Genomic DNA, 23195 nt, shown 5'->3' on the forward strand with positions numbered 1-23195 from the left:
CGGTCCGGTGCCGGGCCGGCACCGTCGGTGACTAGGGTCTGAGCATGGTCGCAATCTCGTACGAGGACATCATCAAGGCCCCGAAGGCGCTGCTGCACGATCACCTCGACGGCGGCCTGCGGCCCGCGACGATCGTGGAGCTGGCCGCCGAGGCCGACCACGAACTGCCCACCACGGACCCGGACGCGCTGGGCCGCTGGTTCGCCGAGTCGGCGAACTCCGGCTCGCTGGAGCGTTACCTGGAGACGTTCGCGCACACCGTGGCCGTGATGCAGACCGCGTCCGCGTTGCGTCGGGTCGCCCGGGAGTGCGCGCTCGACCTGGCCGCCGACGGCGTGGTCTACGCCGAGGTCCGGTTCGCGCCCGAGCAGCACCTGGAGCGGAACCTCACGCTGGACGAGGTGGTCGACGCGGTGGTCACCGGCTTCCGGGAGGGCAGCGCGCTGGCCGGCGAGGCGGGCACCCCGATCCGGGTCGGCACGCTGCTCACCGCGATGCGGCACGCCGCCCGCTCGCAGGAGATCGCCGAGCTGGCGGTGCGGCACCGGGACACCGGCGTGGTCGGCTTCGACATCGCCGGCGCGGAGGCCGGTTTCCCGCCCACCCGGCACCTGGACGCGTTCGAGTACCTCCAGCGGGAGAACTTCCACTTCACCATCCACGCCGGTGAGGCGTTCGGGCTGCCGTCGATCTGGCAGGCGATCCAGTGGTGTGGTGCGGACCGGCTCGGCCACGGCGTCCGCATCGTCGACGACATCACCCCGGGCAACCCGGCGGTGCTGGGCCGGCTGGCCGCGTACGTGCGGGACAAGCGCATCCCGCTGGAGCTGTGCCCGTCGTCGAACGTGCAGACCGGGGCGGCGGCGTCGATCGCCGACCACCCGATCGGGCTGCTGCGCGACCTGCGTTTCCGGGTGACGGTGAACACCGACAACCGGCTGATGAGCGGCACCTCGATGTCCCGGGAGATGGCGCTGCTGGTGGAGGCCTTCGGCTACGGCTGGAAGGAACTCCAGTGGTTCACCATCAACGCGATGAAGAGCGCGTTCATCCCGTTCGACGAACGGCTGCGGATCATCGACGAGGTGATCAAGCCGGCGTACGCCGAGCTGATCGGCTGATCACGGGCGGCGCGGGTGGCCGGCGAGCAGGGCGGCCACCCCGCGCAGCACCTCCCGGGCCCGGGCGGCCTCGGCGCCCAGCCCGGTCTGCCGGCGCAGCACGGCCGGCTCGGCGCGCAGCAACGCGATCCCGCGCCGGACCAGCACCCGCGGTGCCTTGCGCTGTTCGGCCAGGTCACGGGCGAGCCGGCGGAGGAAGGTCGCGCCCCGCGGGCGGCGCAGCGCGTACGCCCCGGCGAGCAGGCCCCGGCGCCGGCACTCGGCGACGATCTCGGCGGCGAAGATCCCTTCGGCCACGAAGAATGGCGATCCGTCGACGTCGAATGGCCGGGTGGCCACCCGCCGGTCCGCGCCGATCGCATAAACCGGCACTTCGGCCTTGCCCTCCCGGGCCAATCGGGCAATTGTTTCCACCGCCGTGTCCGCATCCCAGGAGAGCGGGGACTCCCAGTCGACCTGTCCGTTTCGGCGCGGACACGTAGGGTCATCGCCGTCCTTGTAGAAGTCGTCCAGACAGAGCACGGGAAGTCCGGTTCGATGCGCTATATACGACTTTCCAGAGCCGGAGGGTCCGGCGAGGAGGACGACGCGGTGCGGGTGATTCATTACCTTCAGTGACTCCGGCCAGACGGATTGCTATCAAATTGCATCAACATCTCATCACACCTCCGGTGAGGGACAACCTGGGCTTTCTCTTTGCGGGGCGGCGTGATGGAATCTCGGAGGTCCGACCCGCCGGGTCGGACGCTCGGCGTTGCCCGCAGGTGACGTCGGACGCGGTTTTGCGAGGGCGGTGACGTGAGCAAACGGCCAACGACGGCGGGCTCCTTCCTGTCGCGCCTGCGCCGGCCGGCGAGCCGGCTGCGCGACATGCCGATCTGGTCCAAGCTCGGTCTGATCATGATCGTGCCGACCATCGCCACGGTCGTGGTGGGCACCAGCGGTCTGGTCGACCACCTGGAGACGCTCAACAGTGCCAACCGGGCCGGTGACCTGGCCAGCCTGATCGGCTACTCGGGTGAACTGGCCGACACCATGCAGGACGAGCGGGTCGGCTCGGTGCTCTTCCTCGGTGCGAAGGAAGTCCAGACCCGGGCGCAGTACCAGGAGGCCTACAACCGGGCCAACCAGCGGGTGGACCAGGCCAAGGGTCCCTACCTGCGGCAGCGTGGCGAGATCGACGACCTGCCCCGCAACTTCCAGGTCCGGCTGAACGAGATCGACGACCAGCTCAAGGACCTGCCCGCGACCCGTAGCCAGGTGCTGAACGGCAAGCTCAAGATCGACGAGGCGGAGAAGGCGTACGAGCGCCTGATCAACGACCTGCTGTCGATCCGCGACTCGGGCACCCAGCTCGCCGGTGACAACGACCTCAGCGACCGGATGCGCGCCGCCGGCGCGGTGGCCCGGCAGAAGGAATACCTGGCCCAGCGCCGGGTGGTCGTGCATCAGGCGCTCACCCAGGGGCAGTACAGCCCCGCCCTGCGCGAGCAGTTCATCGCCAGCGGCACCGCCCAGGCCCAGGCGCTCGCCACCTTCCGCTCCGTCGCCACCCCGGCCGACTCCGAGTTCTTCGACCAGACCGTCGAGGGTCCCGACCTGCGCAAGGCGGACAACCTCACCGGCTTCATGTCGGCGAACAACAGCGGCTCGATGAAGAACGCGCCGTTCGGGCCGGACCAGTGGGACCAGGCCATGGTCGGCAACGCCAAGCTGCTCCGGACCGTCGAGTCCCGCCTCGACAGCAACGTGGTCGAGCAGGCCGACGAGCTGCGCTCGGACACCCAGCGTCAGGTGTTCCTGGAGACCGGCCTGCTGCTCACCATGCTGCTGCTGGCCATCCTCTTCGCCTACCTGGTCGCCCGCTCGATGGCCCGCTCGCTGCGCGACCTGCGCCAAGGCGCCCTCTCGGTGGCCCAGTACGGCCTGCCGCAGGCGGTGGCCCGGCTGCGTGACCCGCAGGTGACCGGCCAGCTCTCCCCGGTGCAGCTGGCCAACCAGATCGCCGAGCCGCTGCCGGTCCGCAGCAAGGACGAGTTCGGCCAGGTGACCGAGGCGTTCAACGCGGTCCACCTGGAGGCGGTCCGGACCGCGGCCGAGCAGGCCGCCCTGCGCGCGTCCGTCGCCACCATGTTCGTCAACCTGGCCCGCCGCTCGCAGATCCTGGTCGACCGGCTGATCGGCCACCTCGACCGGCTGGAGCGCGGCGAGGAGGACCCGGACCGGCTGGCCGAGCTGTTCCAGCTCGACCACCTGGCCACCCGGATGCGCCGCAACGACGAGAACCTGCTGGTGCTCGCCGGCGCGGACTCCACCCGTGTGCAGCGCGAGCCGGCTGCCCTGATCGACGTGCTCCGCGCCGCCCAGTCCGAGGTCGAGCACTACACCCGCATCGAGTTCGGCGTGATCGACCGGGACATCGAGGTCGCCGCGCACGCGGTCAACGACCTGGTGCACCTGGTCGCCGAGCTGTTCGACAACGCCACCGCGTTCTCGCCACCGGACTCGCACGTGATGGTGGAGGCCCGCCGGGTCGGCGACCGCGCCTCCCTCTACGTCGAGGACCGGGGCATCGGCATCAGCGCCGACCAGCTCCACGACCTGAACGAGCGGCTGGCCACGCCCCCGCAGGTGGACGTGGCCGTCTCCCGGATGATGGGCCTGGTCGTGGTGGCCCGGCTGGCCGCCCGGCACGGCGTCAAGGTCGAGCTGCGGCCCGCCAGCGACCGGGGCACCGTCGCCGACGTCACGCTGCCCACCACCGTCCTGGTGCCGCGCGCCCTCGCCGGCCGGGGCGGGCCGGCAGCCGCCCTTCCCGCCGCCGGTCCGCAGCAGCCCGGCCCGGCACCCGCCTTCGGCCAGTTCGGTCAGCCGAGCGGCCCGACGCCGGCCTTCGGGCAGTCGGGTGGTCCGGCGCCGGCCTTCGGCGCGCTGGCCGCGCTCGGCAACGGCCCGCACACCCCGCCGCCCGCGCCGCACCCCGGCACCTCCGGCAACCAGGTCACGCTCGGTGGACGGTCCTTCGACCCGGCGCACCGCAACGGTGCCGGCACGCCGGCCAACGGCGGCCGTGCCATGCCGGCCTGGTCCGACCTGACCGGCGCCAACGCGAACGCCGGCGACGGTTACCCGCCCCGGTCGTCCAACGGCCAGCCGATCGACCCGCTGCCCCAGCGCCGCAACCCGGGCGAGGGCGACCCGGCCACCAGCGGCCAGCAGCCGGTGATCCCACGGCAGTTGCCCAGCAGCCCCGAGGCGCGGCCGTACTCGCCGCCGCCGGTGTCCGCGCCGCCGGTCCCGCCGGTGTCCGCCCCGCCGCTGCCGCCGGTCTCCGGCGCCCCGGTCTCGGGCCACCCCTTCCCGGGCCGTCCGGTCTCGGCCGCGCCGGTCTCCGGCCACCCGGTCTCCGGTGACCCGTACTCGGGGCGTCCCGTGTCGGGTGACCCGTACTCGGGGCGTCCGGTCTCCGGTGACCCGTACTCGGGCCGTCCGGTCTCCGGTGACCCGTACTCCGGTCGTCCGGTGTCGGCGACGCCGGTCTCCGGCCACCCGCTCCCGACCCGGCCGGTGTCGGCCGTGCCGGTCTCCGGCCAGCCGGTCGGCGGAAACCCGGCCCCCACGTCGCCGGCCGACCAGGTGCCGGCGCGTCCGGCGCCCGCGTCGCACGTGGGCGCGCCGCCGGTCTGGCCGCCGGTCGCCCCGGCCACGCCCGCGCCGGCCCCCGCGGTGCCGGAACGGCTCTCCGCCGGGCTCGACATGACCACCGAGCTGCCGCGGGTGCCGCGCTCGGAGACACCGTCGGCCGCCACCCAGCAGCCGGCCACCCAGCAGCCGAAGGCCCAGCCGTCGGCACCCGCGCCGCGACCGGCCACGCCGCAGCAGGCCGGCAACCGTCAGCGGTACGCGGACGAGACGATGGAACTGCCGATCTTCCGGGAGCTGGAGTCCGCGTGGTTCCGCACCCGCCGGCCGGGGCCGAGCGACGAGGCGCCGGCCCAGGCCGCGCCGGCGAACGGCGCCACGACCCAGCAGTTCGCCAAGGTGGACACCGCCGGGCGGCCGGTGCCGCAGCCGACATCCGCGACGACAGGTAACACACCGATGGCACCGACCCCGACAGCCGGCGGAGCGCCCCGTGACGACCGGCCGGCGAACGGCAACGGCCGTCCCGCGTACGCCGGTGGGTTGCCCAGCCGGCAGCCGGCGGCGCCGCAGCCGTCGTCGCCCTGGCAGACCGCGGCCGACGACGGCTGGCGTGCCGCCTCGGCGGCCACCGAGGTGCCGGTGGCGGAGACCACCCGGAAGGGTCTGCCCAAGCGGACGCCGATGGCGCAGCTCGTGCCGGGCAGCATCGACAAGCCGGTGCCGGCGGCCCAGCGGCGGACGCCGGAGGCGGTCCGGGGTCTCCTCTCGGCCTACCATCGGGGCGTGCAGCGGGGGCGTAACCACCCGACCGACAGCAACACGACCGGCCCGGAGGGCACTCCGGGACGGCAGCAGTCCTCGCAGTCTGGCTCAGGCCCGGTGGCCGGGAGCGGGCAGAAGGAGCAACAAGGATGACTAGTACGCAGGATCTCGGATGGCTGCTCGCCAACTTCGCCGACCGGGTGCCCGGCGTGGCGCACGCGGTCGCGGTCTCGGCCGACGGCCTGCTTCTCGCCTCGTCCCGTGACCTCCCGCGGGACCGCGCCGACCAGCTCGCGGCGATCGCCTCCGGCCTGGTCAGCCTGACCCAGGGCGCGGCGCGGTGCTTCGAGGGCGGGGCGGTGCTGCAGACAGTGGTCGAGATGGACAACGGCTTCCTGTTCCTGATGTCCATCTCCGACGGCTCGTCGTTCGCGGTGCTCGCCGCGCGCAGCTGCGACGTGGGCCAGGTCGGGTACGAGATGGCACTGCTCGTCGACCGGGTGGGCGACGCCCTGACGCCACAGCCGCGTACGGCTGTGGGGATGATGGGCTGAATGACGCGCTGGCCGGTGGGTCAGGGGCGGAAAGAACAAGGAAAGCGACGGATGCCACCGGGGCGAGCCGGTGCCGGGTGCGAGGGAGGTGAGCGGCGACATGGCGGATCGTGACGAGCCGACCGGAGCGTTGGTCCGGCCGTACGCCGTAACCCGTGGTCGTACCCGTCCCCGGCTCGACATCGCCCTGGAGGCACTCGTCGAGACGACGGTGCGCGGCCGAGCGATGGCCACCGGCAACGGGGGCCAAGGCCGTGAACACCAGTACATAGCCGCGTTGTGTGACGGACGCGTGCAGTCGCTTGCCGAGATCGCGGCGCGTATGCAGCTTCCGCTCGGCGTGGCCCGGGTGCTCATCGCCGACATGGCGACGGATGGCCTGGTCGCAGTCCACGAGCCGACCATTCTGGACGACTCCGACGACGCGGTGGGCACTGAATTGCTGGAGAGGGTGCTGAGTGGACTTCGCAGGCTCTGACATGTCGCACCGGCCGCCGGCCCCGAGCGGGCGCGTGACGTCGGCGAAGATCGTTATCGCCGGTGGTTTCGGCGTCGGCAAGACGACGCTGGTCGGCTCGGTCTCGGAGATCACGCCGCTGACCACCGAGGCGATCATGACCTCTGCCGGCGTGGGCGTCGACGACACCCGGCAGGTGCCGGGCAAGACGACGACCACGGTGGCGATGGACTTCGGTCGTATCTCGATCGACCGTGACCTGATCCTGTACCTCTTCGGTACGCCGGGTCAGACGCGGTTCTGGTTCATGTGGGACGAATTGGTCCGGGGAGCGATCGGCGCGGTGGTGATGGTCGACACCCGTCGGCTCGCCGACTGCTTCGCCGCCATCGACTTCTTCGAGCACCGGCGGCTGCCGTACCTGGTGGCCATCAACTGCTTCGACGGCATGCAGTACCACGACCCGCAGGACGTACGGGACGCGCTGGCGATCTCTCGGGACGTGCCGGTGGTGCCCTGCGACGCCCGTAACCGGGAGTCGACGAAGCACGTGCTGATCTCGCTTGTCGAGTACGTGCTCACCATGCGGCGCTCCCGGGCCGTCGCGCCCGCCTGAGGCGATACGTGGAAGCGCCCGATGGCCCTGGGCCACCGGGCGCTTCCTGCCGTCCGGGGTCGAACGCGGTACGCGGTCGTCCGGTGACCGGGCCGTCCCGACGGCCACCGGACGACGGTCAGGCGTACCGGGTCCAGCTGCCCTGGGACACCCGGTAGACGCCGAGCGAGTCGACCTCCATGCCGCCGTGCCGGTCTGCAGTGAACGCGTACCCGCCGGCGATGCCCTCGGTCATCTGGGTCTGCAGGAACGCCCGCAGCCGGCCCCGGTCGAGGCTGGTCGCCTTCCGGGCCGCCGCCGCGAGGAGCTGGAGCGCGTCCGCGGCGTACGGGGCGAAGCCGACCGAGGTGCCGTGCCGCTGGGTGTAGCGGTAGTCGAAGTCGCGCCGGGCCACCTGGGCGCCGCTGGTGGCGGTCAACGCGGAACCACCCAGGCAGGCCGGGTGCACGGCGTACGCCCCCTCGACCGCCTTCGCGTTGGCCCCGCGCAGCGTGTCGTCCACCACCGCGCCGGCGTCGAAGAAGATCGCGCCGCGGTGACCGGCCCGACGCAGCTCCCGGGCCGCGTCACCGGAATCGGGCGCGGTGCCCCAGACGATGACGGCGTCCGGGTCGCCGGCGGTGGCGCGCTCGGCGACCGCCCGGAAGCTCCGCCCGGTCTCCGGCAGCCGCAGCGTGCGCGCCAGTTCCACGCCGCTGTTGCCGAGCGCCTCCCGCACCGCCCGTACGCCCGAGTCGCCGTGCGGCCCGTCCGCGGCCAGCAGGGCCACCCGCCGGACCCGCTGCGATTCGAGCAGGTCCACCATCCGCCGGGCCACGTCGATGCCATCCGGGGTGAGCTTGAAGCTGAACGTGCGCTCGGCGAGCGGCAGCACGATGCGGTCCCCCTGGCCGAGCGCCAGGAACGGCGTCTTGAGCTGCTGGGCGGCCGTCGCGAGCGCCGTCGCGGTCTCGCCGAGGACACCGCCGATCAGCGCGTGCGCCCCGGCCCGGGTCAGGTCGGCGGCGTGCCGCGCGGCGACCTGCGGGTCGCTGCCGTTGTCCCGGATCTCCAACCGGACCGACCGGAGCAGGTTCCCGACCGGGATCCCGGACCGGTTCAGCGACTCCGCGGTGATCTCCAGCGCCCGGCGCTGCACCACGCCGAGCGCCGCGCCGCGACCGCTCAGCTCCAGGCTGACGCCGACGACCAGGTTCTGGTCACCGGGGGCGCTGCTGCTCCCGCCCTCGTCCGGCCGTTGCCCCTGCGGCCCGCAACCAGCGAGCAGCAGGCTGCCGGCCGCGACCGCGAGGACGCCCCGACGGGTGAGCACGGTGGAGTCGAATGCCGGTGTCGCCAATGGAGTCGCCTTCCCACCCCGGCGAACAGGCGCCGCCGCTGGTCCGCCGGGTATGTTCCCGGCCGGCCGGACCCGACGTCAAATCATCCGGGTGTGGGTAGGAACACGCCGTCGGCGGCCCGGCTCAGGACCGGTAGCCCGCGGAACGGAACTCGTACTCCCGCTCGTCGTCGCGGTCGCCGGTGTCCCGGCTGAAGTCCCAGCCGCCGGCCGCCTCCCGGCCGGGGCGACCACCGACCGCGAAGCCGCCGATCTCCTGGCCGCGCCGCCATCCCCGGAAGTAGCCGGTGGTGTTCTCGGCGAGGCTGGCCGCGTTCCGGACGATCCGCAGTGGACGCTCCTCGCGCAGCGGGGAGCCCGGCACCAGGTTGGCCTGCGGGACCCGCTTGGGCAGGCCGGCCTTGGTCTCCGCGCCGATCGACGGGCGGGCCGCCTGCTCGGCGGCCTGCCAGCCGGTGTCGGCGGTGGACGCCCACTCCAGGTCGGCCTCGTCGCCGTGCCCGACGAACCAGGCGGACTTGGCCTGCGCGAAGATCAGCAGGTCGCCGTCACCCTCGTCGGACACCGGCGGCGGCCGGTGCTCCTTCGGCGCGGGACGCCGCTCCAGCGGGGCGGGCAGCTCGGCGCGGGGCGCCGGTCGACCAGCGTTGCCCCGGTCGACCAGCCGCAGCGGCGGCGTGTCCAACCCCGGGTCGGCCGGCCGCTCCGACTCGCCGCGCAGTGCCCGGTCGGCCAGCGGCGGTGGCTCCACCAGCCGCAGCATCGGCGGCTCCGGCGGCAGGTCGTCGGCGAGCCACGGCGGGGTGACGCGTCCCGGGTCGCTCGGCGCGTCCACGCTCCGCCCGTACGGGTAGGCGGGGGCCTCCCGCTCCCGGTCGGCCTGGTCGTCGCCGTTGTTGACGAGCGGCCAGTTGGCGCGGGAACCCGGCGGGGCGGGCGCCGGCGCCGGCGGACGCGGAGGCGGCACCGGAATGCTCAGGTCGGTGGCGCTGAACCCACCGGTCGGCGGCTCCGGGGCGGTGGTCTTGGGGCGCGGCGGGATGACGGTGCGCTGCCGCTCGGCCCGGGCCTTGTTGATCGCGGCGGTGGTCAGCGTCGGCCGGAACGGCTCGCCGGCCTCGGCCGGGGGCACCGAGCCACGCGAGGACGGGGGGATCGGCGTGATCCCGGGCGGCGGCGGGGGCGGCGCGGAGACCGGCCGGTTGGTCGGCCCGTCCACCCGCGACGGCAGGGGCGCGCCGGTGGGCTCGGGACGGCTCGGCGGCGCGGACGTCGGGCGGCCCAGCGACGCGGCCGGGGCGACGGGGGTGACCGGGGCGGGGGCGACCGGCGGCGGGGCGACCGGCGCGGGCGCCACCGGCGGCGGGCCGAGCGGGCGGGGCACGGTCGGGCCGGTCGGCCCGGAGACCGGTTCCGGGCGGCTGCGCCGGCCACCGGGGACCGGCTCGGGGCGGCTGCGGCGGCCCGCCGGCTCGGTGGCGTCGAGGTCCGGCTCGGGGCGGCTGCGCCGACCGGCCTGCTCGGCGAGCGGCTCGGGCTGCGCCGGCCGGACCGGGCGCAGCCCCGCGGGCTGCGTCACGGCGAGTTCGTCGACCTGCTCGCCGCGGCGGGCGGCGGCCCGACGACCGGTGGCCGGGGTCGGCGTGGTGCGCTCGGCCAGCGCGCCGACCAGCGCGTCGCAGCCGGCGTCGCAGGCGCGGACGGAGGCGACGGCCTGCCGCACCGTCTCGGCGACGGCGGCGGTGAGCGCCCGGTTGACGGTGGCCCGGCGGGGCGTCTCGGAGATGGCGACCCGGAGCGCGGTCACCGCCTCGGTGACGGTGTCGGCGTCGGCCAGGCCGTCGGCGGCCAGTTGCGCGGCGACCGCGTCGGCGGCGGCGCCGAGGTCACGGCCCCGGGCCGAGGTGCCGGTCAGCATGCTCGGCTCGGGCAGCGCGTCGAGGACCGCCAGCGCGACCGGCTCGGCGGGATCGGGGTACGCGCGCAGCGCGGCCGGGTAGAGCTCGCGGAGCACCTCGCGCAGCGTCACCGCGGCCGAGTGTCGCCCGCTGGCCAGTGCCGCGTGGGCGGAGAGGACCTGCTTGTAGCCGGCCAGGTCACGGGGCGCCGGGAGCGTCACCGCGGAGAGCGCGCCGGCCTGGAGCGCCCGGGCCAGCCCGACCGCCCGGCGCTCGGCCGGCGGGGACTGCATCTCCTCCAGCGAGTCGTCGTCGGCGAACCGCTCGGCGAAGTCGTCGACCGAGTCGTCGTCGGCGATCGCCAACGGCCGGCCGGCGGCGCTGAGCAGCGAGGTGACGGTGTGGTCGTCGCTGTCCGCGGCGATGGCCACGCCGCTCGGCCCACCGGACCGCTCCACCAGCAGCGTGACCAGCCGGGCGTAGCCGGCGGGCTCGTCACCGATCTCACAGACGTGCAGCAGACGGCCTGCGTCGTCGACCACAGCGGACGTCAGCGTCGTTCCGGCCGAAGCCGTTCGGTCGGCCGGATCTGCCGAGGCCAGACCGCAGTACACGCGCACGAGCGCCACAGCGTCGTCCTCCTCCCGGGACACAGGTCTTGCTCTGCCAGAGACTGATGCTCCCCGCTCCGGGTCAGTCGCGCCAGTCCACGACGGCAGAGATCTTGCCGACAATGGTGCGCCAACCCAAACTTGCGGTTTGTGCCCCGATTTTCTTCAGCCGGCGACGACCCAGGAAACCACCGATCCCGCCATTGACGGAAGCACGCAGCGCCTCGTCCAGATCGTCCAGGCTGGAGCCGGCGGAGAGCATGTCCAGAACGGCCGGTAGCCGCAGGGCGTACGCCAGGTCACGGGCGACCTCGCCGGCCTCGATCAGCAGCGCCGGATCCCACGCGTCGTGCCCGCCGCGCAGGTTCTCCACCACCAGGTCGAGCTCGTAGGTGTCCTCGTCCAGCGGGGCCACGTCGGCCGGTTCGAGCCGTTCGGACAGTTCATTCCAGCTGTCCAGTTGAGAGAGGTCGTTGGGCGCACCGGAACGGATGAAAGTGACAAGCGACTCCGGCGTCTTGAAGAGCAGCAGCCGCCCCTTGTGGGTGAGGAAGGCCGGCACCTCCTCGTCGCCCGCGGCGTCGTCGTCCTCGTCCGCCTCGTCGTCGGCACCGGCCTCGTCGTCGCCGGGGACCGCCTCGTCGTCGGCGTCGTCGGCGTCCGCGTCGGCCTTGCCGCGGCGGCGCTTCCCGTCGGACTTCTCGTCCTCGTCGTCCTCCTCGGCGGAGAGGGCGGCGAACTCCTCGTCGAGGATCACCACCTCCTCGTCGTCCTCCTCGGCCTCGACGACCTGGCGGCGGGCCAGGAAGGGGTCGTCCTGGTCGCGCTCGGCGACGTCGGTCGGGGTCAGCTCGCGCGCCGGCCGGTAGGCCCGCAGCGTGAAGCCGGTGCCGGCGGGCAGGGCGATCTCCACCGGGTCGATCCGCACCTCGTCCCAGAGTGCGCGGTCCGCCGCCGGGCGGTCGACCTCGACCTCGTCTGCTGCGGCCGAGGTGTCGGTGTCGTCGAGCTCGGGCTCGTCGGCGTCGGGCCGTTGGGGCGACTGGCGGGCCACGCTGACCTCCGTGTGCGTTCGGGTGCCCACCCGGCGGCGTCGCGCCGCCGAGTGACTCTGCGCACATACCCTAGTGGGCAACCCGTTCCGACCGGGAGCCGCACCCCGGTGGCGTCCCGATCGCCCGACAAGTAGGCTTTCTACGCATGAGGGCGCAGGCGCTGCACGGACACCTGGACGCACTGCTGCTGGCCGTGCTGGAACAGGGCGCGCAGCACGGCTACGCGATCATCGAGGCGTTGCGGGCCCGCAGCGGCGGCACGCTGGACCTGCCCACCGGCACCATCTATCCGGCGTTGCGCCGGCTGGAACGGGCCGGCCTGGTGGCCAGCACCTGGAGCACCGTCAACGGCCGGGAACGGCGCACCTACCAGCTCACCGACGCCGGCAGCCGGGCACTGGCCGGGGAACGGGCCGGCTGGCGCGAGTTCAGCGCCACCGTGGGCCGCTTCCTCGGCCCGGCCGAGCCGCCCGCGACGCCCGCCTGAGCCGCCCGCGCCGCCCGCCCGCCCGCGCCGCCCGCCCGCCCGCGCCGCCCGCCCGCCTGCGCCGCCCGCCTGCGACGCCCGCCTGCGACACCGGCCTGGGTCGCCTCACCGACGGGCGAACCGTGGGCCGCGCGCGCTGAGCAGCCACCAGCGGGCCGACCGGGCCAGCGAGAACCAGGCCGCCGACGCCACCACCGCTCCGATGATCATGGGTGGCCAGGTCAGCGCCGCATCCCACAGCCGCACCGACCAGCCGAACAGGGCGCCGCCGGCGAGCGCGCCGACCAGCAGCCCACCGGTCAGCCCGAAGCCGACCGCGCGGGCCGACCGGACGAGCCCCGGCGAGTCCCGTCGGGCGGCGAGCGCGCCGAGCGCCAGCCCGGCCAGCGCCAGCCCGGCGATCGTCCCCCAGATGCCGTGTATCGACGAGGCGAGCAGCAGGTAGCCCGCCGGAGGTCGCGGGCCGGCGCTCCAGCTCGACCCGTGCCAGGTGAGGTCCCCGGCGGAGATCAGCACCGCGGCGACCGCGAGCGTGCGCAGCGCCAGCCCGCGCAGCGCGCCGGCGGCCAGCTCGGCCTGGAAGCCCGGCGCGAGCTGGCCGACGGTGCCGAACTCGGCCACCGCACGCCGCTCCGCCTCCGCCCGCGACAGACCGCCCTCCCGGTACGCCTCGACGGCGTCCTCCAGCGCGTGCCGCGCCTCGGTCAGCAGGTCGGCCTTGAGCCGGGTCGGCCCGTGCAGCCGCCCGGACAGCTCACGCAGCCGGCCCTCGACCGGTAGCTCCCACATGGTCACCAGCCTGCCACCCGGGGCACGCCGGCGCGTCCGGGAGTTCCCCCATTGCGGGCTCAGGGGGCGAGCGCCAGATACCCGCGCTCGGCCGCCGCCTGGCGCAGCCACTGGTCGCGGTACCAGCCGGGGCGCGTCACCAGCTCCTCGTGCCGGCCGCGCTGCACCACGCCGCGGTCCTCCAGCACCACGATCTCGTCCAGCCCGGCCAGGCCGCTGAGCCGGTGGCTGATCAGCAGCACCGAGTGCCCGGCCGGAGTGGCGGCCAGGGTGGCGGCGAGCACCGCGTCCGCCGCCGCCGGGTCGAGACCCTCGGTCGGTTCGTCCAGCACCAGCACCGGCGGGGCGGCCAGCAGCGCCCGGGCCAGCGCCAACCGTTGCCGCTGCCCACCGGAGAGCTGCCCGCCCTGCTCACCGACCACGGTGTCCCAGCCCTCGGGCTGGTCGCGTACCCAGTCCAGCAGCCCGGCCGCCCGGGTGGCCTCGGCCAGGTCCGCGTCGCCGGCGTCCGGGCGGCCCAGCAGCAGGTTCTCCCGCACCGTGGCGTGGAAGACGTACGCCTCGGCGAGCAGGCCGCCGACCAACCGGGGGAGCTGACCGGCCGGGTGCTCCGCCACCGGTACGCCGCCGACGGTGACCCGGCCGGCGTCGGGGTGCACCGCGCCGGTGAGCACCGCGGCCAGCGTGCTCTTGCCGGCACCGCTCGGGCCGACCACGGCCACCCGACGGCCGGCCGGCAGGTCGAGGTCGAACCCGGCCAGCGCGGGCGCGGCACCGGCCCGGTAGCGGACCGTCACGCCCTCGAAGCGCACGTCGTGGCCGCTCGGCGCCGGCCCCGGGACGCCGGCCGGGGCCGGTGCCGCGGGCTCGGTGAGCAGGTCGGCGACCCGGGCCAGGCCGGCCCGGAGCTGGGTCCGTTGCCGGGCGGCGGCGACCAGGGCGAGCGCCACCTCGACAGCGGCCAGCGTGCCCACCGCGAGCACGCCGACCAGCACCCCGCGCACGTCGGCGCGCAGCGCCACGAGCACCACGGCGGCGGCGGTGAGGCCACCCACCAGCACGCCCGTCGCGTCCACCGCGAAGCCGACCGCGGCGAGCCGGCGTTCCAGCCGGGCCAGCCGGTCGGCCCGCCCGTTCGCGGCGGCCAGCGCGGCGCCGGTCGCCCCGAACGCGGCCAGGTCGGCGGCGCCGTGGGTGAGGTCGACCGCGTCCACCGCGAGCGCGCCTCGCAGCGGGGCCACCTCGTCGGCGGCCCGACGGGTGAGCCGGGTGGCCAGCGCGGGCAGCGCCACCCCGGCCACCAGCAGGCCGACCGCGAGCACGCCGGCGGCCGGCGGTGAGATCAGCGCGGCGCCGCCGACGGCGAGCAGGCTGACCAGCGCCGCCGCCGCACCCGGCACCAGCACCCGCAGGAGCAGGTCCTGGGCCGCCTCGACGTCGGAGACCAGCCGGCTGAGCGCGTCCCCGGTGCGCCGGTCGGCGGCGTCGCGCCGGGCCGCGAGCGTGGCGAAGACCCGGGCCCGGACGTCGGTGATCATGCGGAGCACGGCGTCGTGCCCGGCGAGCCGTTCGGTGTAGCGGAACACGCCCCGGCCGACCGCGAGCGCCCGGACCGCGACGATGGCCACGGTGAGCCGGTCCAGCGGCGGCCGGCCGGCGGCGCTCATCAGCAGCCAGGTGGCGGTGGCCATCAACGCCAGCCCGGCGAACTCGGTGGCCGCGGCGAGCAGGCCGGCACCCAGCAGCCGGCCCAGGTACGGCCGGGCCAGGCGCAGCACGACCCGCTCGGCGTCACGACGGGCCGGCGCCGGCGGTTCCGGCGCGCCGGACGGCTCCACCGGGACCCCGGTCGGCCCGGCGGGCACCCGGCCCACCGGCGTGACGCCGTCGCCGGCCGTCATCGGGTCACCGTCGTGCGGGCGTCGCGGCCGGCCACCGTCGTGCGGGCGCGGCCGGTCACCGGCCTGCCGATGCGGCCGGTCACCGGCCTGCCGACGCGGCCGGTCACCGGCCTGCCGACGCGGTCGGCGGGTGCCGGGCGGGCGGGCGGCGTCATCGGGCCACCGCCGGGCCGGTGGTCGTGGGGCGCAGTTCGGTGACCCGGCCGTCCTCGACGCGCAGGATCCGGTCGGCGTCGGCCAGCAGCGCGGGCCGGTGCGCGACGAGCAGCGCGGTCCGGCCGGCGACCAGCCGGCGGGTGGCGTCCAGCACCACCGCCTCACTGGCGCTGTCCAGCCGGGCGGTCGGCTCGTCGAGCAGCACCAGCGGGGCGTCCCGCAGGAACGCGCGGGCCAGCGCGACGCGCTGCCGCTGCCCGCTGGACAGGCCGTGACCGCGCTCGCCGAGCCGGGTGCCGAGCCCGTCGGGCAGCGCGGTGACCACCTCGTCCAGCGCGGCGTCGGCGACGGCGGCGGCCAGCGCGTCGTCCGGGGTGTCCGGCGCACCGAGGCGGATGTTGTCGGCCAGGGAACCGGCGAACAGGTGCGCCCGCTGCGGCACCCAGGCCACCTCGCGGCGCCAGGCGTCCGGGTCGGCCCCGGCCAGGTCGGTCCCGTCGACGGTGACCCGGCCGGCGGTCGGCGCGACGAAGCCGAGCAGCAGGTTGAGCAGCGTGCTCTTGCCCGCGCCGCTGGGACCGATGATCGCCACCCGGTCACCGGGCCGGATGGTCAGCGTGACGTCGCGCAGCGCGGTCGTCCGGTCGTACGCGACGGTCACGCCCTCGAAGCGGATCTCGCCGCGGCCGTCCGGCGCCGCGCCCCCGGTGGCGGCCGGTGCGGTCGGCGCGTCGGTCGCGGACAGCGTGAACGCCTCGTCCAGCGCGGCGAGCCCCTCCATGCTGGCGTGGAACCGGCTGCCGGCGGCCCGCAGCGGAAGGTACGCCTCCGGGGTGAGCAGCAGCACCAGCAGCGCGGTGGAGAGCGTGATCCCGCCGCCGAGCAGCCGGATGCCGACCGGCACCGCGACCAGCGCGACGGAGAGCGTGGCGACCAGCTCCAGCACCAGCGCGGAGAGGAACGCGATCCGCAGCGTCCGCATGGTGGCCTCGCGGTGGCCGTCGGCCATCCGGCGCACCACGTCGACCTGGGCCCGGGCCCGGCCGAACGCGCGCAGCGTGGGCAGCCCGGCGACCATGTCGAGGAAGTGGCCGCCGAGCAGCGACAGTCGCCGCCACTGTCGTTCGGTGGCGGCCTGCGCCTGCCAGCCGAGCAGCGCGCCGAAGATCGGGATGAGCGGGATGGTGAGCGCGATGATCAGCGCCGAACTCCAGTCGGCGAACACGATCCGGGCCAGCACCGCCGCCGGCACGGTCACGCTGAGCACGAGCTGGGGGAGGTACCCGGTGAAGTAGGGGTCGAGCGCGTCCAGGCCGCGCCCGGCCAGTGTGGCGAGCTGCCCGGCCCGCCGGCCGGCGACCCAGGTGGGACCGTGCCGGCCGACCGCGCGGAGCAGGTCGGCCCGGAGCGCCGCCTTGACCGTCGCGGCGGCCCGCGCCGCCACCGTGCCCTGCGCCCAGCTCACCAGCGCCCGGGCCGCGACCGCGGCCAGGAAACCGGCGAGCGCCGGCCGGTGCAGCCGCCCGTCGATCGCGGTGGCCAGCAGCGTGGCCAGCGCGGTGGCCTGGGCGACCACCAGCAGCGCGGTCAGGCCGCCCAGCGCCGCGAGCACGGCGAGGTCGCGCCGGGCCGCGGGGACCCGGCGCAGCAGACGCGGATCGAACGGGCGGCGGTTCACCAGTACACCGGTGCCCTGCCGTCGATCCGTCCTCGGAACACCCACCAGCACATCGCCTGAAAGCCTAGTAGGGCCGGCAGGAGCGGCAGCACGAGCCAGCCCAGCAGCGCCAGCGTCGGGCGGCTGGCGGCGGCCCCGGCGACCGTCAGCGAGGCCGCCGGGTCACCGGTGGCCACCAGGATCCGGGGCCAGAGCGCGGCCCCGACCAGCGGCGCCGGCAGCGCCAGCGCCGTCGCGGTCGCCGCGAACGCCACAGCGGCCCGGCCCCGACGCAGCGCCGCGCGGGCCACCAGCAGCGCCGCCACCAGCGCCAACGGCAGGAGTACGGCGAGCGCCGGTCGCGCCACGGCGGCGCGTACCCGGTCGGAGAGCAGGCCCAGGGCGGTGGTCGCGGCGACCGCGGTGAGCGCGGCGGGCACCAGGCCGCGGGCCAGCCGGGCGAGGGCCGGGGCGTCGGCGGGCGGCAGCCGGAGCGTGAGGAACGTCGCACCGTGCACCGCGACCAGCGCGAGCAGCGTCAACCCGGTGGCGGCCACGAACGGGGTCACCACGTGGCCGACGCCGGCCACGTGCCCGTCGGCGGTCAGCGGCACGCCCTGGAGCAGCCCGCCGAGCAGCGCGCCCCAGCCCAGCGCGGCCAGCACGCCGCCGACCACCACGATCCGGTCCCATCCGGCCCGGGTCGCCTCGCCGCCGGCCCGGCCGCGCAACTGCACGCCGGCGGTGACCAGCACCACCCCGGCCAGCGCGCCCAGCACCACCGGGTAGAAGCCGGCGAGCAGCTCACCCTCCAGCGTGGGGAACGCGCCGAACAGGATGCCGACGGTGGCCACCAGCCAGACCTCGTTGCCGAGGAAGAACGGCCCGACCGCGGTGAGCGCGGCCCGACCGGTGCCCGCTCCGGCGCGCCGGGCCAGCAGCAGGCCGACACCGTAGTCGTAGCCGCCGAGCACCAGGTAGGCGGCGAAGAAGAGGCCGAGCAGGGCGTACCAGGCGAGTTCCACGGCGGGCTCCCTCAGGCGAACACGGGCTGGTGGTGGGCGTCGGTGTCGGGTGCGGGCGGGCGGCCCAGCGCGGGGTCGAGCGCGCCCCGGGCCGCGTGCCGGGCCAGCAGCGTCCAGTTGGTGACCGCGAGCGCGCCGAGCAGCAGGCTGAACGCGATCAGCGAGGCGAGCATCAGCGCGGGCGACACCGGCGAGACGGCCCGCTCGGTGGGCAGCAGCCCGTACGCCACCCAGGGCTGGCGGCCCACCTCGCGGGCGATCCAGCCGAGCAGCACGGCCACGAACGGCAGCGGCAGGCCGAGCAGGAGCAGCCAGAGCGGGAACCGCAGCCGGATGATCCAGTCGCGCCAGAGCAGCGGCAGCAGCAGCCAGACGCAGCCCAGCGCGAAGCCGATCAGGATCATGAAGCCGAGCCCGACGTTGGACAGCACCGGCGGCTCCCAGTCGCCCGGGCCGAACCGGGCGGTCCAGTCGGCGACCATCGCGTCCCGGTCCGGGCCGCCGCCGAACTTGGTGGGCTGGAGCTGACCGACCGGGCCGAACTGGGCGAAGCCGAAGCCCTGCAACGCGCTCACCGCGAGCGCCGCGGTGACCAGGCCGAGCCGCAGCGAGGTGCGGAACAGCAGGAAGTCCGGGGTACGCCGGAGCAGGTGCCACGCGCTGACCGCGGCCATCAGCAGCCCACCGGTGACCAGGCTCGCGGACACCACGTGGCCGAACGCGAAGCCGAACGTGGGGTTGGTGACCAGCGCGCCGAAGTCGGTGAGGTGGGCCACGCCGTCGCGTACCTCGTAGCCGACCGGGTGCTGGAGCCAGGCGTTCGCCACCATGATCCAGAAAGCCGAGGCGTACGCGGTCAGCGCGACGCCCCAGAGCAGCGCCAGGTGCACGCCGCGCCGCAGCCGGTGCCACCCGAAGATCCACATCCCGAGGAACGTGGACTCCAGGAAGAACGCGACGAGCGTCTCGATGGCCAGCGGGGCGCCGAACACGTTGCCCACGTAGCGCGACAGGCCGCTCCAGTTCAGCCCGAACTGGAACTCCATCACGATCCCGGTGGCGATGCCGAGCACGTAGTTGATCACGTAGAGCTGGCCCCAGAACCGGGTCAGCCGCTCGTAGGCCGGCTTGCCGGTGAGGTAGCCGGCGGTCTGGAGCCCGACCAGCAGCGTGACCAGGCCGAGCGTGACCACCACGAACAGGAAGTGGATCGAGGTGGTGGTGGCGAACTGGAGGCGGGCGAGGAGCAGGGGGTCCATGGCGCGTTCTCCCACGGGTTGGCTCGCTTGTCATAGGCACCCTACACATAGACTTTCTACCTATGCGGACCCGTGAACCCGGAGCAACCCCGTAGGGGGCGGCTCAGCTCAGGAACAGGGAGACCGGCAGCGCGACGAGCGTGCCGGCGACGGCCAGCGCGGTGGCGCCGAGCACCCGGGGCGGGCGGTCCGCGACCAGCAGGCGCTGCACCCGTACGTCGAGGTCCCGGTCGCCGATGCCAAGCGTGCCGGCCGGCGTCACCCGGTGCCCGGCGGCGGCGAACCGGCGCAGCGCGCCGGCCAGCGGCTCGTCCGCGTGCAGCTCCCGGGCCTTGTCGTCGGCGCGCATCTCGACCAGCAACGCCACCCGGGCGTGCGCGTCGCGCACCCAGCGGAACCAGGGCAGCGCCCGGCACAACGCGGTGAACGGCAGCAGCACCAGGTCGTGCCGCTCCTGCGCGTGCGCCCGCTCGTGGGTGAGCACCGCCGCCAGCTCGGCCGGGTCCAACAGGTCGACGGTGCCGGCGCTCACCACCACCCGGGGACGCACCCCGGGCAGGCAGTACGCCGCCGCGCTCGGATGGTCGAGCACCAGCGCGCCGGGCACCGTCGGGTCGCGCCGCGCCACCAGGCTCAGCAGCTCCCGGTGCCGGCGCTGGGCGCGGACCGCGCCGTGCACGGCGCGCACCGTGGTGGTGACCAGCACCGCGCCGATGCCGAAACCGACCCCGACCAGGCTGAGGTGCACCGCGCCCACGCCGGCCGGCAGCGTGCCGTGGACCAGATCGTCACCGAGCGCCAGCAGCGCGCTCCCGGTCGGCCGGTCGTAGGCGGCGAGCCCGACCGCCATCGGCAGCCCCATGGCGGACAGCCCCAGCGCCAGCCCGACCGCCTGCCAGCAGACGATCGCCACCCGCGGCGCGCGCCACGTCCACCGCGCGGCGGCGAGGACCTGCGCGGTCAGCCAGCAGGCCAGGATGGTCGCGGCGAAGTGCACGGCGTACGCCACGGCAGCCGCCTACCGGTCCGTCGCCTCGTCGAGCGCCGGCCCGCCCGGTCGCGGGTCGGTCAGCCCGGCCTCGGCGCCGAGCGCGGCGCGGAGCACGTCCGCCTCCGTGCCGGTGACCGAGCGGGCGAAGCGCACCAGCGCGGCGTCCCGGCTGCCGCCGAGATCGAGCGCGTCGAGCATGAGCTGGGCGATGTGCGCCTCGCGGGTGGCCGCCGGCCGGTACCGCCAGGCCCGCCCCTCCCGCTCGCGCTGGACCATGCCCTTGCCGGCGAGCCGGTCCAGCACCGTCATCACGGTGGTGTAGGCCAGCTCGCGCCCGTCGAGGGCGTCGGCGACCTCGCGCACGGTCACCCCGTCCGACGTGGCGGGCACCGAGTCCCACAGCACGTCCATCACCGCACGCTCAAGGTCCCCCAGCCGAGTCACCCGCCAATCCTACCCCCCGTAGTAGACCCCACCCCACCCCGCCGCCGCCCCCACCCCACCCCCACCCCGCTCCCTCCCCTGATTCACGGAAAGAGTGGCCATCCGCGCCTGGATGGCCACTCTTTCCGTGAAAGTGCGGGGATCTTGTGAGGGGTGAGGGGTGAGGGGGTGAGGCGGGTCAGATGCCCTTGGGGTGCCAGACGGTCTTGGTCTCCAGGAGCGTGGTCATCCGGGTCAGGCCCGGGTCGGTGTGCCAGTCGTGGTCGGCCGGGGCCGGCCGGAGCACCCGCTTGAGGTTCTCCGCGGCCTTGACCTCCAGCTCCACCGCCAGCTCGGCGTCCGCCACACCGGTCAGGTCGATCGCGTTGACGTCCATGTGCGCGGCAAGCGTCGGCGCCGTCTCGGTGATCCGGCCGGTGAGGATGTTCACCACGCCACCGGGCAGGTCGGAGGTGGCCAGCACCTCGGCCAGCGTGACCGCCGCCAGCGGCGCGGCCGGGGAGGCGGCCACCACCACCGTGTTGCCGGTGACGATCGCCGGGGCGATCACGCTCACCAGGCCGAGCAGCGCCGGGGACTCCGGGGCCACCACGGCGACCACGCCGGTCGGCTCCGGCGCGGACAGGTTGAAGTACGGGCCGGCCACCGGGTTCGCCCCGCCGTAGACCTGGGGGAGCTTGTCGGACCAGCCGGCGTACCAGACCCAGCGGTCGATCGCGGCGTCCACCTCGTCGGCCGGGACGCCGAGCGCCACGAACTGCTCGCGCCGGCCCTCCAGCATCTCGGCGACCCGGTAGAGGATCTGACCCCGGTTGTACGCGGTCGCCCCGGCCCAGCCCTTCACCGCGGCCCGGGCGGCGACTACCGCGTCCCGCGCGTCCTTGCGGGAGGCCAGCGACACGTTGGAGTCCTGCACGAGATACGACCGTCCCGACTCGCTGCGCGGGAACTTCCCGCCGATGAAGAGCTTGTACGTCTTGCGTACCGCGACCCGCTCAGACATTGAGGTACGCCTCCAGCCCCTGCCGGCCGCCCTCGCGACCGTAGCCCGACTCCTTGTAGCCGCCGAACGGTGAGGTCGGGTCGAACTTGTTGAACGTGTTGGCCCACACCACCCCGGCGCGCAGCCGGTCGGCCACCCACAGGATCCGGGAACCCTTGTCGGTCCAGATCCCGGCCGACAGCCCGTACGGCGTGTTGTTGGCCTTCTCGACCGCCTCCGCCGGGGTGCGGAACGTCAGCACGGACAGCACCGGGCCGAAGATCTCCTCACGGGCGATCCGGTGCGCCTGGGTGACCCCGGTGAAGATGGTCGGCGCGAACCAGAACCCGCGGTCCGGCAGCTCGCACGGCGGCGACCAGCGCTCGGCCCCCTCGGCGGCGCCGACGTCGGACAGCTCGCGGATGCGCGCCAACTGCTCGGCCGAGTTGATCGCGCCGACGTCGGTGTTCTTGTCCAGCGGGTCACCGACCCGCAGCCGGGCCATCCGGCGCTTGAGCGACTCCAGCACCTGCTCGGCGACCGACTCCTGGACCAGCAGCCGGGACCCGGCGCAGCAGACGTGCCCCTGGTTGAAGAAGATGCCGTTGACGATCCCCTCGACCGCCTGGTCGACCGGGGCGTCGTCGAAGACGATGTTGGCGGCCTTGCCGCCCAACTCCAGGGTGAGCTTCTTCCGGGTGCCGGCGACCGCACGCGCGATGGCCTTGCCGACCTCGGTGGAGCCGGTGAACGCGACCTTGTCCACGCCCGGGTGCTCGACCAGCGCGCGGCCGGTGTCGCCGGCCCCGGTGACGATGTTGACCACACCGGCCGGCAGGTCGGCCTGCTGGCAGATCTCGGCGAACAGCAGCGCGGTCAGCGGCGTGGTCTCGGCCGGCTTCAGCACCACCGTGTTGCCGGCGGCGAGCGCCGGGGCGATCTTCCAGGCCAGCATGAGCAGCGGGAAGTTCCACGGGATGACCTGCGCGGCCACGCCCAGCGGCTTCGGGTCCGGGCCGAAGCCGGCGTGCTCCAGCTTGTCCGCCCAGCCGGCGTAGTAGAAGAAGTGCGCGGCGACCAGCGGCAGGTCGACGTCGCGGGACTCCTTGATCGGCTTGCCGTTGTCAAGCGACTCCAGCACGGCCAGCTCGCGCGAGCGCTCCTGGATGATCCGGGCGATCCGGAACAGGTACTTCGCCCGGTCCCGGCCCGGCATCGGACCCCAGACCTTCTCGTACGCCGTCCGGGCGGCCCGGACCGCGCGGTCCACGTCCGCGCTGCCGGCCTCGGCGATCTCGGCCAGGACCTCCTCGGAGGCCGGGTTGATCGACTTGAAGCTGCCACCGTCGGCCGGGTCGACGAACTTTCCGTCGACGAAGAGCCCGTACGAGGGCCTGAGGTCGACCACCGAGCGCGACTCGGGGGCGGGTGCGTATTCGAACATCG

At 74.8% G+C, this 23195-nt stretch carries 19 protein-coding genes; 6 read left to right on the forward strand and 13 right to left on the reverse strand.

Translation table 11 applies throughout. The features are described from left to right. Nucleotides 1–44: 44 nt before the first annotated feature. On the forward strand, nt 45–1121 hold the full coding sequence (locus OG767_RS05030) for an adenosine deaminase (RefSeq protein WP_281942960.1): 1077 nt from the start codon (nt 45–47) through the stop codon (nt 1119–1121). On the opposite strand, the gene OG767_RS05035 is transcribed toward OG767_RS05030, so the two are convergent. Then, the gene (locus tag OG767_RS05035) at nt 1122–1418 is read right to left on the reverse strand and encodes a hypothetical protein (RefSeq protein WP_281942959.1); all 297 of its coding nucleotides are present in this window, start codon (nt 1416–1418) and stop codon (nt 1122–1124) included. It lies immediately after the preceding gene. Between the two features lie 501 nt (nt 1419–1919). Here OG767_RS05035 and OG767_RS05040 point away from each other — a divergent pair. From OG767_RS05040 to OG767_RS05055, 4 genes are all read left to right on the forward strand, one after another. Continuing rightward, a complete protein-coding gene (locus OG767_RS05040) occupies nt 1920–5681 on the forward strand; it encodes a nitrate- and nitrite sensing domain-containing protein (protein ID WP_405092357.1) in 3762 nt (1253 codons plus the stop codon). Further along, complete coding sequence (locus OG767_RS05045) at nt 5678–6082, forward strand: roadblock/LC7 domain-containing protein (RefSeq protein WP_013731521.1); 405 nt, start codon at nt 5678–5680, stop codon at nt 6080–6082. Before OG767_RS05040 ends, OG767_RS05045 begins: the two co-directional genes overlap by 4 nt. 100 nt (nt 6083–6182) lie before the next feature. Next, nucleotides 6183–6560 (forward strand): DUF742 domain-containing protein, encoded by a 378-nt coding sequence (locus OG767_RS05050; protein ID WP_107157253.1) that lies wholly within the window; start codon nt 6183–6185, stop codon nt 6558–6560. A 1-nt stretch (nt 6561) separates the two neighbouring features. After that, nucleotides 6562–7155, forward strand: coding sequence for an ATP/GTP-binding protein (locus OG767_RS05055; RefSeq protein ID WP_107157178.1), 594 nt, complete (start codon nt 6562–6564; stop codon nt 7153–7155). A 118-nt stretch (nt 7156–7273) separates the two neighbouring features. On the opposite strand, the gene OG767_RS05060 is transcribed toward OG767_RS05055, so the two are convergent. From OG767_RS05060 to OG767_RS05070, 3 genes are all read right to left on the reverse strand, one after another. Further along, nucleotides 7274–8494, reverse strand: coding sequence for an ABC transporter substrate-binding protein (locus OG767_RS05060; protein WP_405092358.1), 1221 nt, complete (start codon nt 8492–8494; stop codon nt 7274–7276). Nucleotides 8495–8618: 124 nt separating this feature from the next. Further along, complete coding sequence (locus OG767_RS05065; RefSeq protein ID WP_405092359.1) at nt 8619–11045, reverse strand: transposase; 2427 nt, start codon at nt 11043–11045, stop codon at nt 8619–8621. Nucleotides 11046–11085: 40 nt separating this feature from the next. Further along, entirely contained in the window at nt 11086–12087 is a 1002-nt protein-coding gene (locus OG767_RS05070) for a DNA primase (protein ID WP_405092360.1), read from the reverse strand. Between the two features lie 116 nt (nt 12088–12203). On the opposite strand from OG767_RS05070, the gene OG767_RS05075 reads away from it, so the two are divergent. Further along, complete coding sequence (locus OG767_RS05075) at nt 12204–12545, forward strand: PadR family transcriptional regulator (RefSeq protein ID WP_281942948.1); 342 nt, start codon at nt 12204–12206, stop codon at nt 12543–12545. Nucleotides 12546–12650: 105 nt separating this feature from the next. Here the strand turns inward: OG767_RS05075 and OG767_RS05080 are convergent, their stop codons facing one another. The 9 genes from OG767_RS05080 to OG767_RS05120 all read right to left on the reverse strand — a co-directional run bounded on the left by OG767_RS05080 (nt 12651) and on the right by OG767_RS05120 (nt 23193). Then, on the reverse strand, nt 12651–13334 hold the full coding sequence (locus OG767_RS05080; RefSeq protein WP_405092361.1) for a permease prefix domain 1-containing protein: 684 nt from the start codon (nt 13332–13334) through the stop codon (nt 12651–12653). Nucleotides 13335–13393: 59 nt separating this feature from the next. Continuing rightward, nucleotides 13394–15235 carry a thiol reductant ABC exporter subunit CydC gene (gene cydC / locus OG767_RS05085; RefSeq protein ID WP_405092362.1) on the reverse strand — a complete coding sequence of 614 codons (1842 nt, stop codon included), beginning with the start codon at nt 15233–15235 and terminating at the stop codon, nt 13394–13396. Nucleotides 15236–15386: 151 nt separating this feature from the next. Further along, nucleotides 15387–17069, reverse strand: coding sequence for a thiol reductant ABC exporter subunit CydD (gene cydD / locus OG767_RS05090; protein WP_405092363.1), 1683 nt, complete (start codon nt 17067–17069; stop codon nt 15387–15389). Continuing rightward, the gene (locus tag OG767_RS05095) at nt 17066–18073 is read right to left on the reverse strand and encodes a cytochrome d ubiquinol oxidase subunit II (RefSeq protein WP_405092364.1); all 1008 of its coding nucleotides are present in this window, start codon (nt 18071–18073) and stop codon (nt 17066–17068) included. The genes cydD and OG767_RS05095 overlap by 4 nt, the downstream gene beginning before the upstream one ends. Nucleotides 18074–18084: 11 nt before the next feature. After that, nucleotides 18085–19332 (reverse strand): cytochrome ubiquinol oxidase subunit I, encoded by a 1248-nt coding sequence (locus OG767_RS05100; protein ID WP_405092365.1) that lies wholly within the window; start codon nt 19330–19332, stop codon nt 18085–18087. Nucleotides 19333–19435: 103 nt separating this feature from the next. Further along, nucleotides 19436–20341, reverse strand: a complete 906-nt coding sequence (locus OG767_RS05105; protein ID WP_405092366.1) for a M56 family metallopeptidase — start codon at nt 20339–20341, stop codon at nt 19436–19438. A 9-nt stretch (nt 20342–20350) separates the two neighbouring features. Then, entirely contained in the window at nt 20351–20767 is a 417-nt protein-coding gene (locus OG767_RS05110; RefSeq protein WP_405092367.1) for a BlaI/MecI/CopY family transcriptional regulator, read from the reverse strand. Between the two features lie 178 nt (nt 20768–20945). Next, entirely contained in the window at nt 20946–21770 is an 825-nt protein-coding gene (locus tag OG767_RS05115) for an aldehyde dehydrogenase family protein (RefSeq protein WP_405092368.1), read from the reverse strand. Beyond that, a complete protein-coding gene (locus tag OG767_RS05120; protein ID WP_405092369.1) occupies nt 21763–23193 on the reverse strand; it encodes an aldehyde dehydrogenase family protein in 1431 nt (476 codons plus the stop codon). The genes OG767_RS05115 and OG767_RS05120 overlap by 8 nt, the downstream gene beginning before the upstream one ends. Nucleotides 23194–23195 lie beyond the last annotated feature (2 nt).

Source organism: Micromonospora sp. NBC_01392, from assembly GCF_045040125.1.
GTDB lineage: Bacteria > Actinomycetota > Actinomycetes > Mycobacteriales > Micromonosporaceae > Micromonospora.

Excerpts from the sequence above, each read along its gene's own strand:
- OG767_RS05055 (WP_107157178.1), top strand. The coding sequence starts at position 6,562 with ATGTCGCACCGGCCGCCGGCCCCGAGCGGGCGCGTGACGTCGGCGAAG.
- OG767_RS05100 (WP_405092365.1), bottom strand. The coding sequence starts at position 19,332 with ATGGACCCCCTGCTCCTCGCCCGCCTCCAGTTCGCCACCACCACCTCG.
- OG767_RS05080 (WP_405092361.1), bottom strand. The coding sequence starts at position 13,334 with ATGTGGGAGCTACCGGTCGAGGGCCGGCTGCGTGAGCTGTCCGGGCGG.
- OG767_RS05120 (WP_405092369.1), bottom strand. The coding sequence starts at position 23,193 with ATGTTCGAATACGCACCCGCCCCCGAGTCGCGCTCGGTGGTCGACCTC.
- OG767_RS05115 (WP_405092368.1), bottom strand. The coding sequence starts at position 21,770 with ATGTCTGAGCGGGTCGCGGTACGCAAGACGTACAAGCTCTTCATCGGC.
- OG767_RS05050 (WP_107157253.1), top strand. The coding sequence starts at position 6,183 with ATGGCGGATCGTGACGAGCCGACCGGAGCGTTGGTCCGGCCGTACGCC.
- OG767_RS05075 (WP_281942948.1), top strand. The coding sequence starts at position 12,204 with ATGAGGGCGCAGGCGCTGCACGGACACCTGGACGCACTGCTGCTGGCC.
- OG767_RS05045 (WP_013731521.1), top strand. The coding sequence starts at position 5,678 with ATGACTAGTACGCAGGATCTCGGATGGCTGCTCGCCAACTTCGCCGAC.
- cydC (WP_405092362.1), bottom strand. The coding sequence starts at position 15,235 with ATGACGGCCGGCGACGGCGTCACGCCGGTGGGCCGGGTGCCCGCCGGG.
- OG767_RS05030 (WP_281942960.1), top strand. The coding sequence starts at position 45 with ATGGTCGCAATCTCGTACGAGGACATCATCAAGGCCCCGAAGGCGCTG.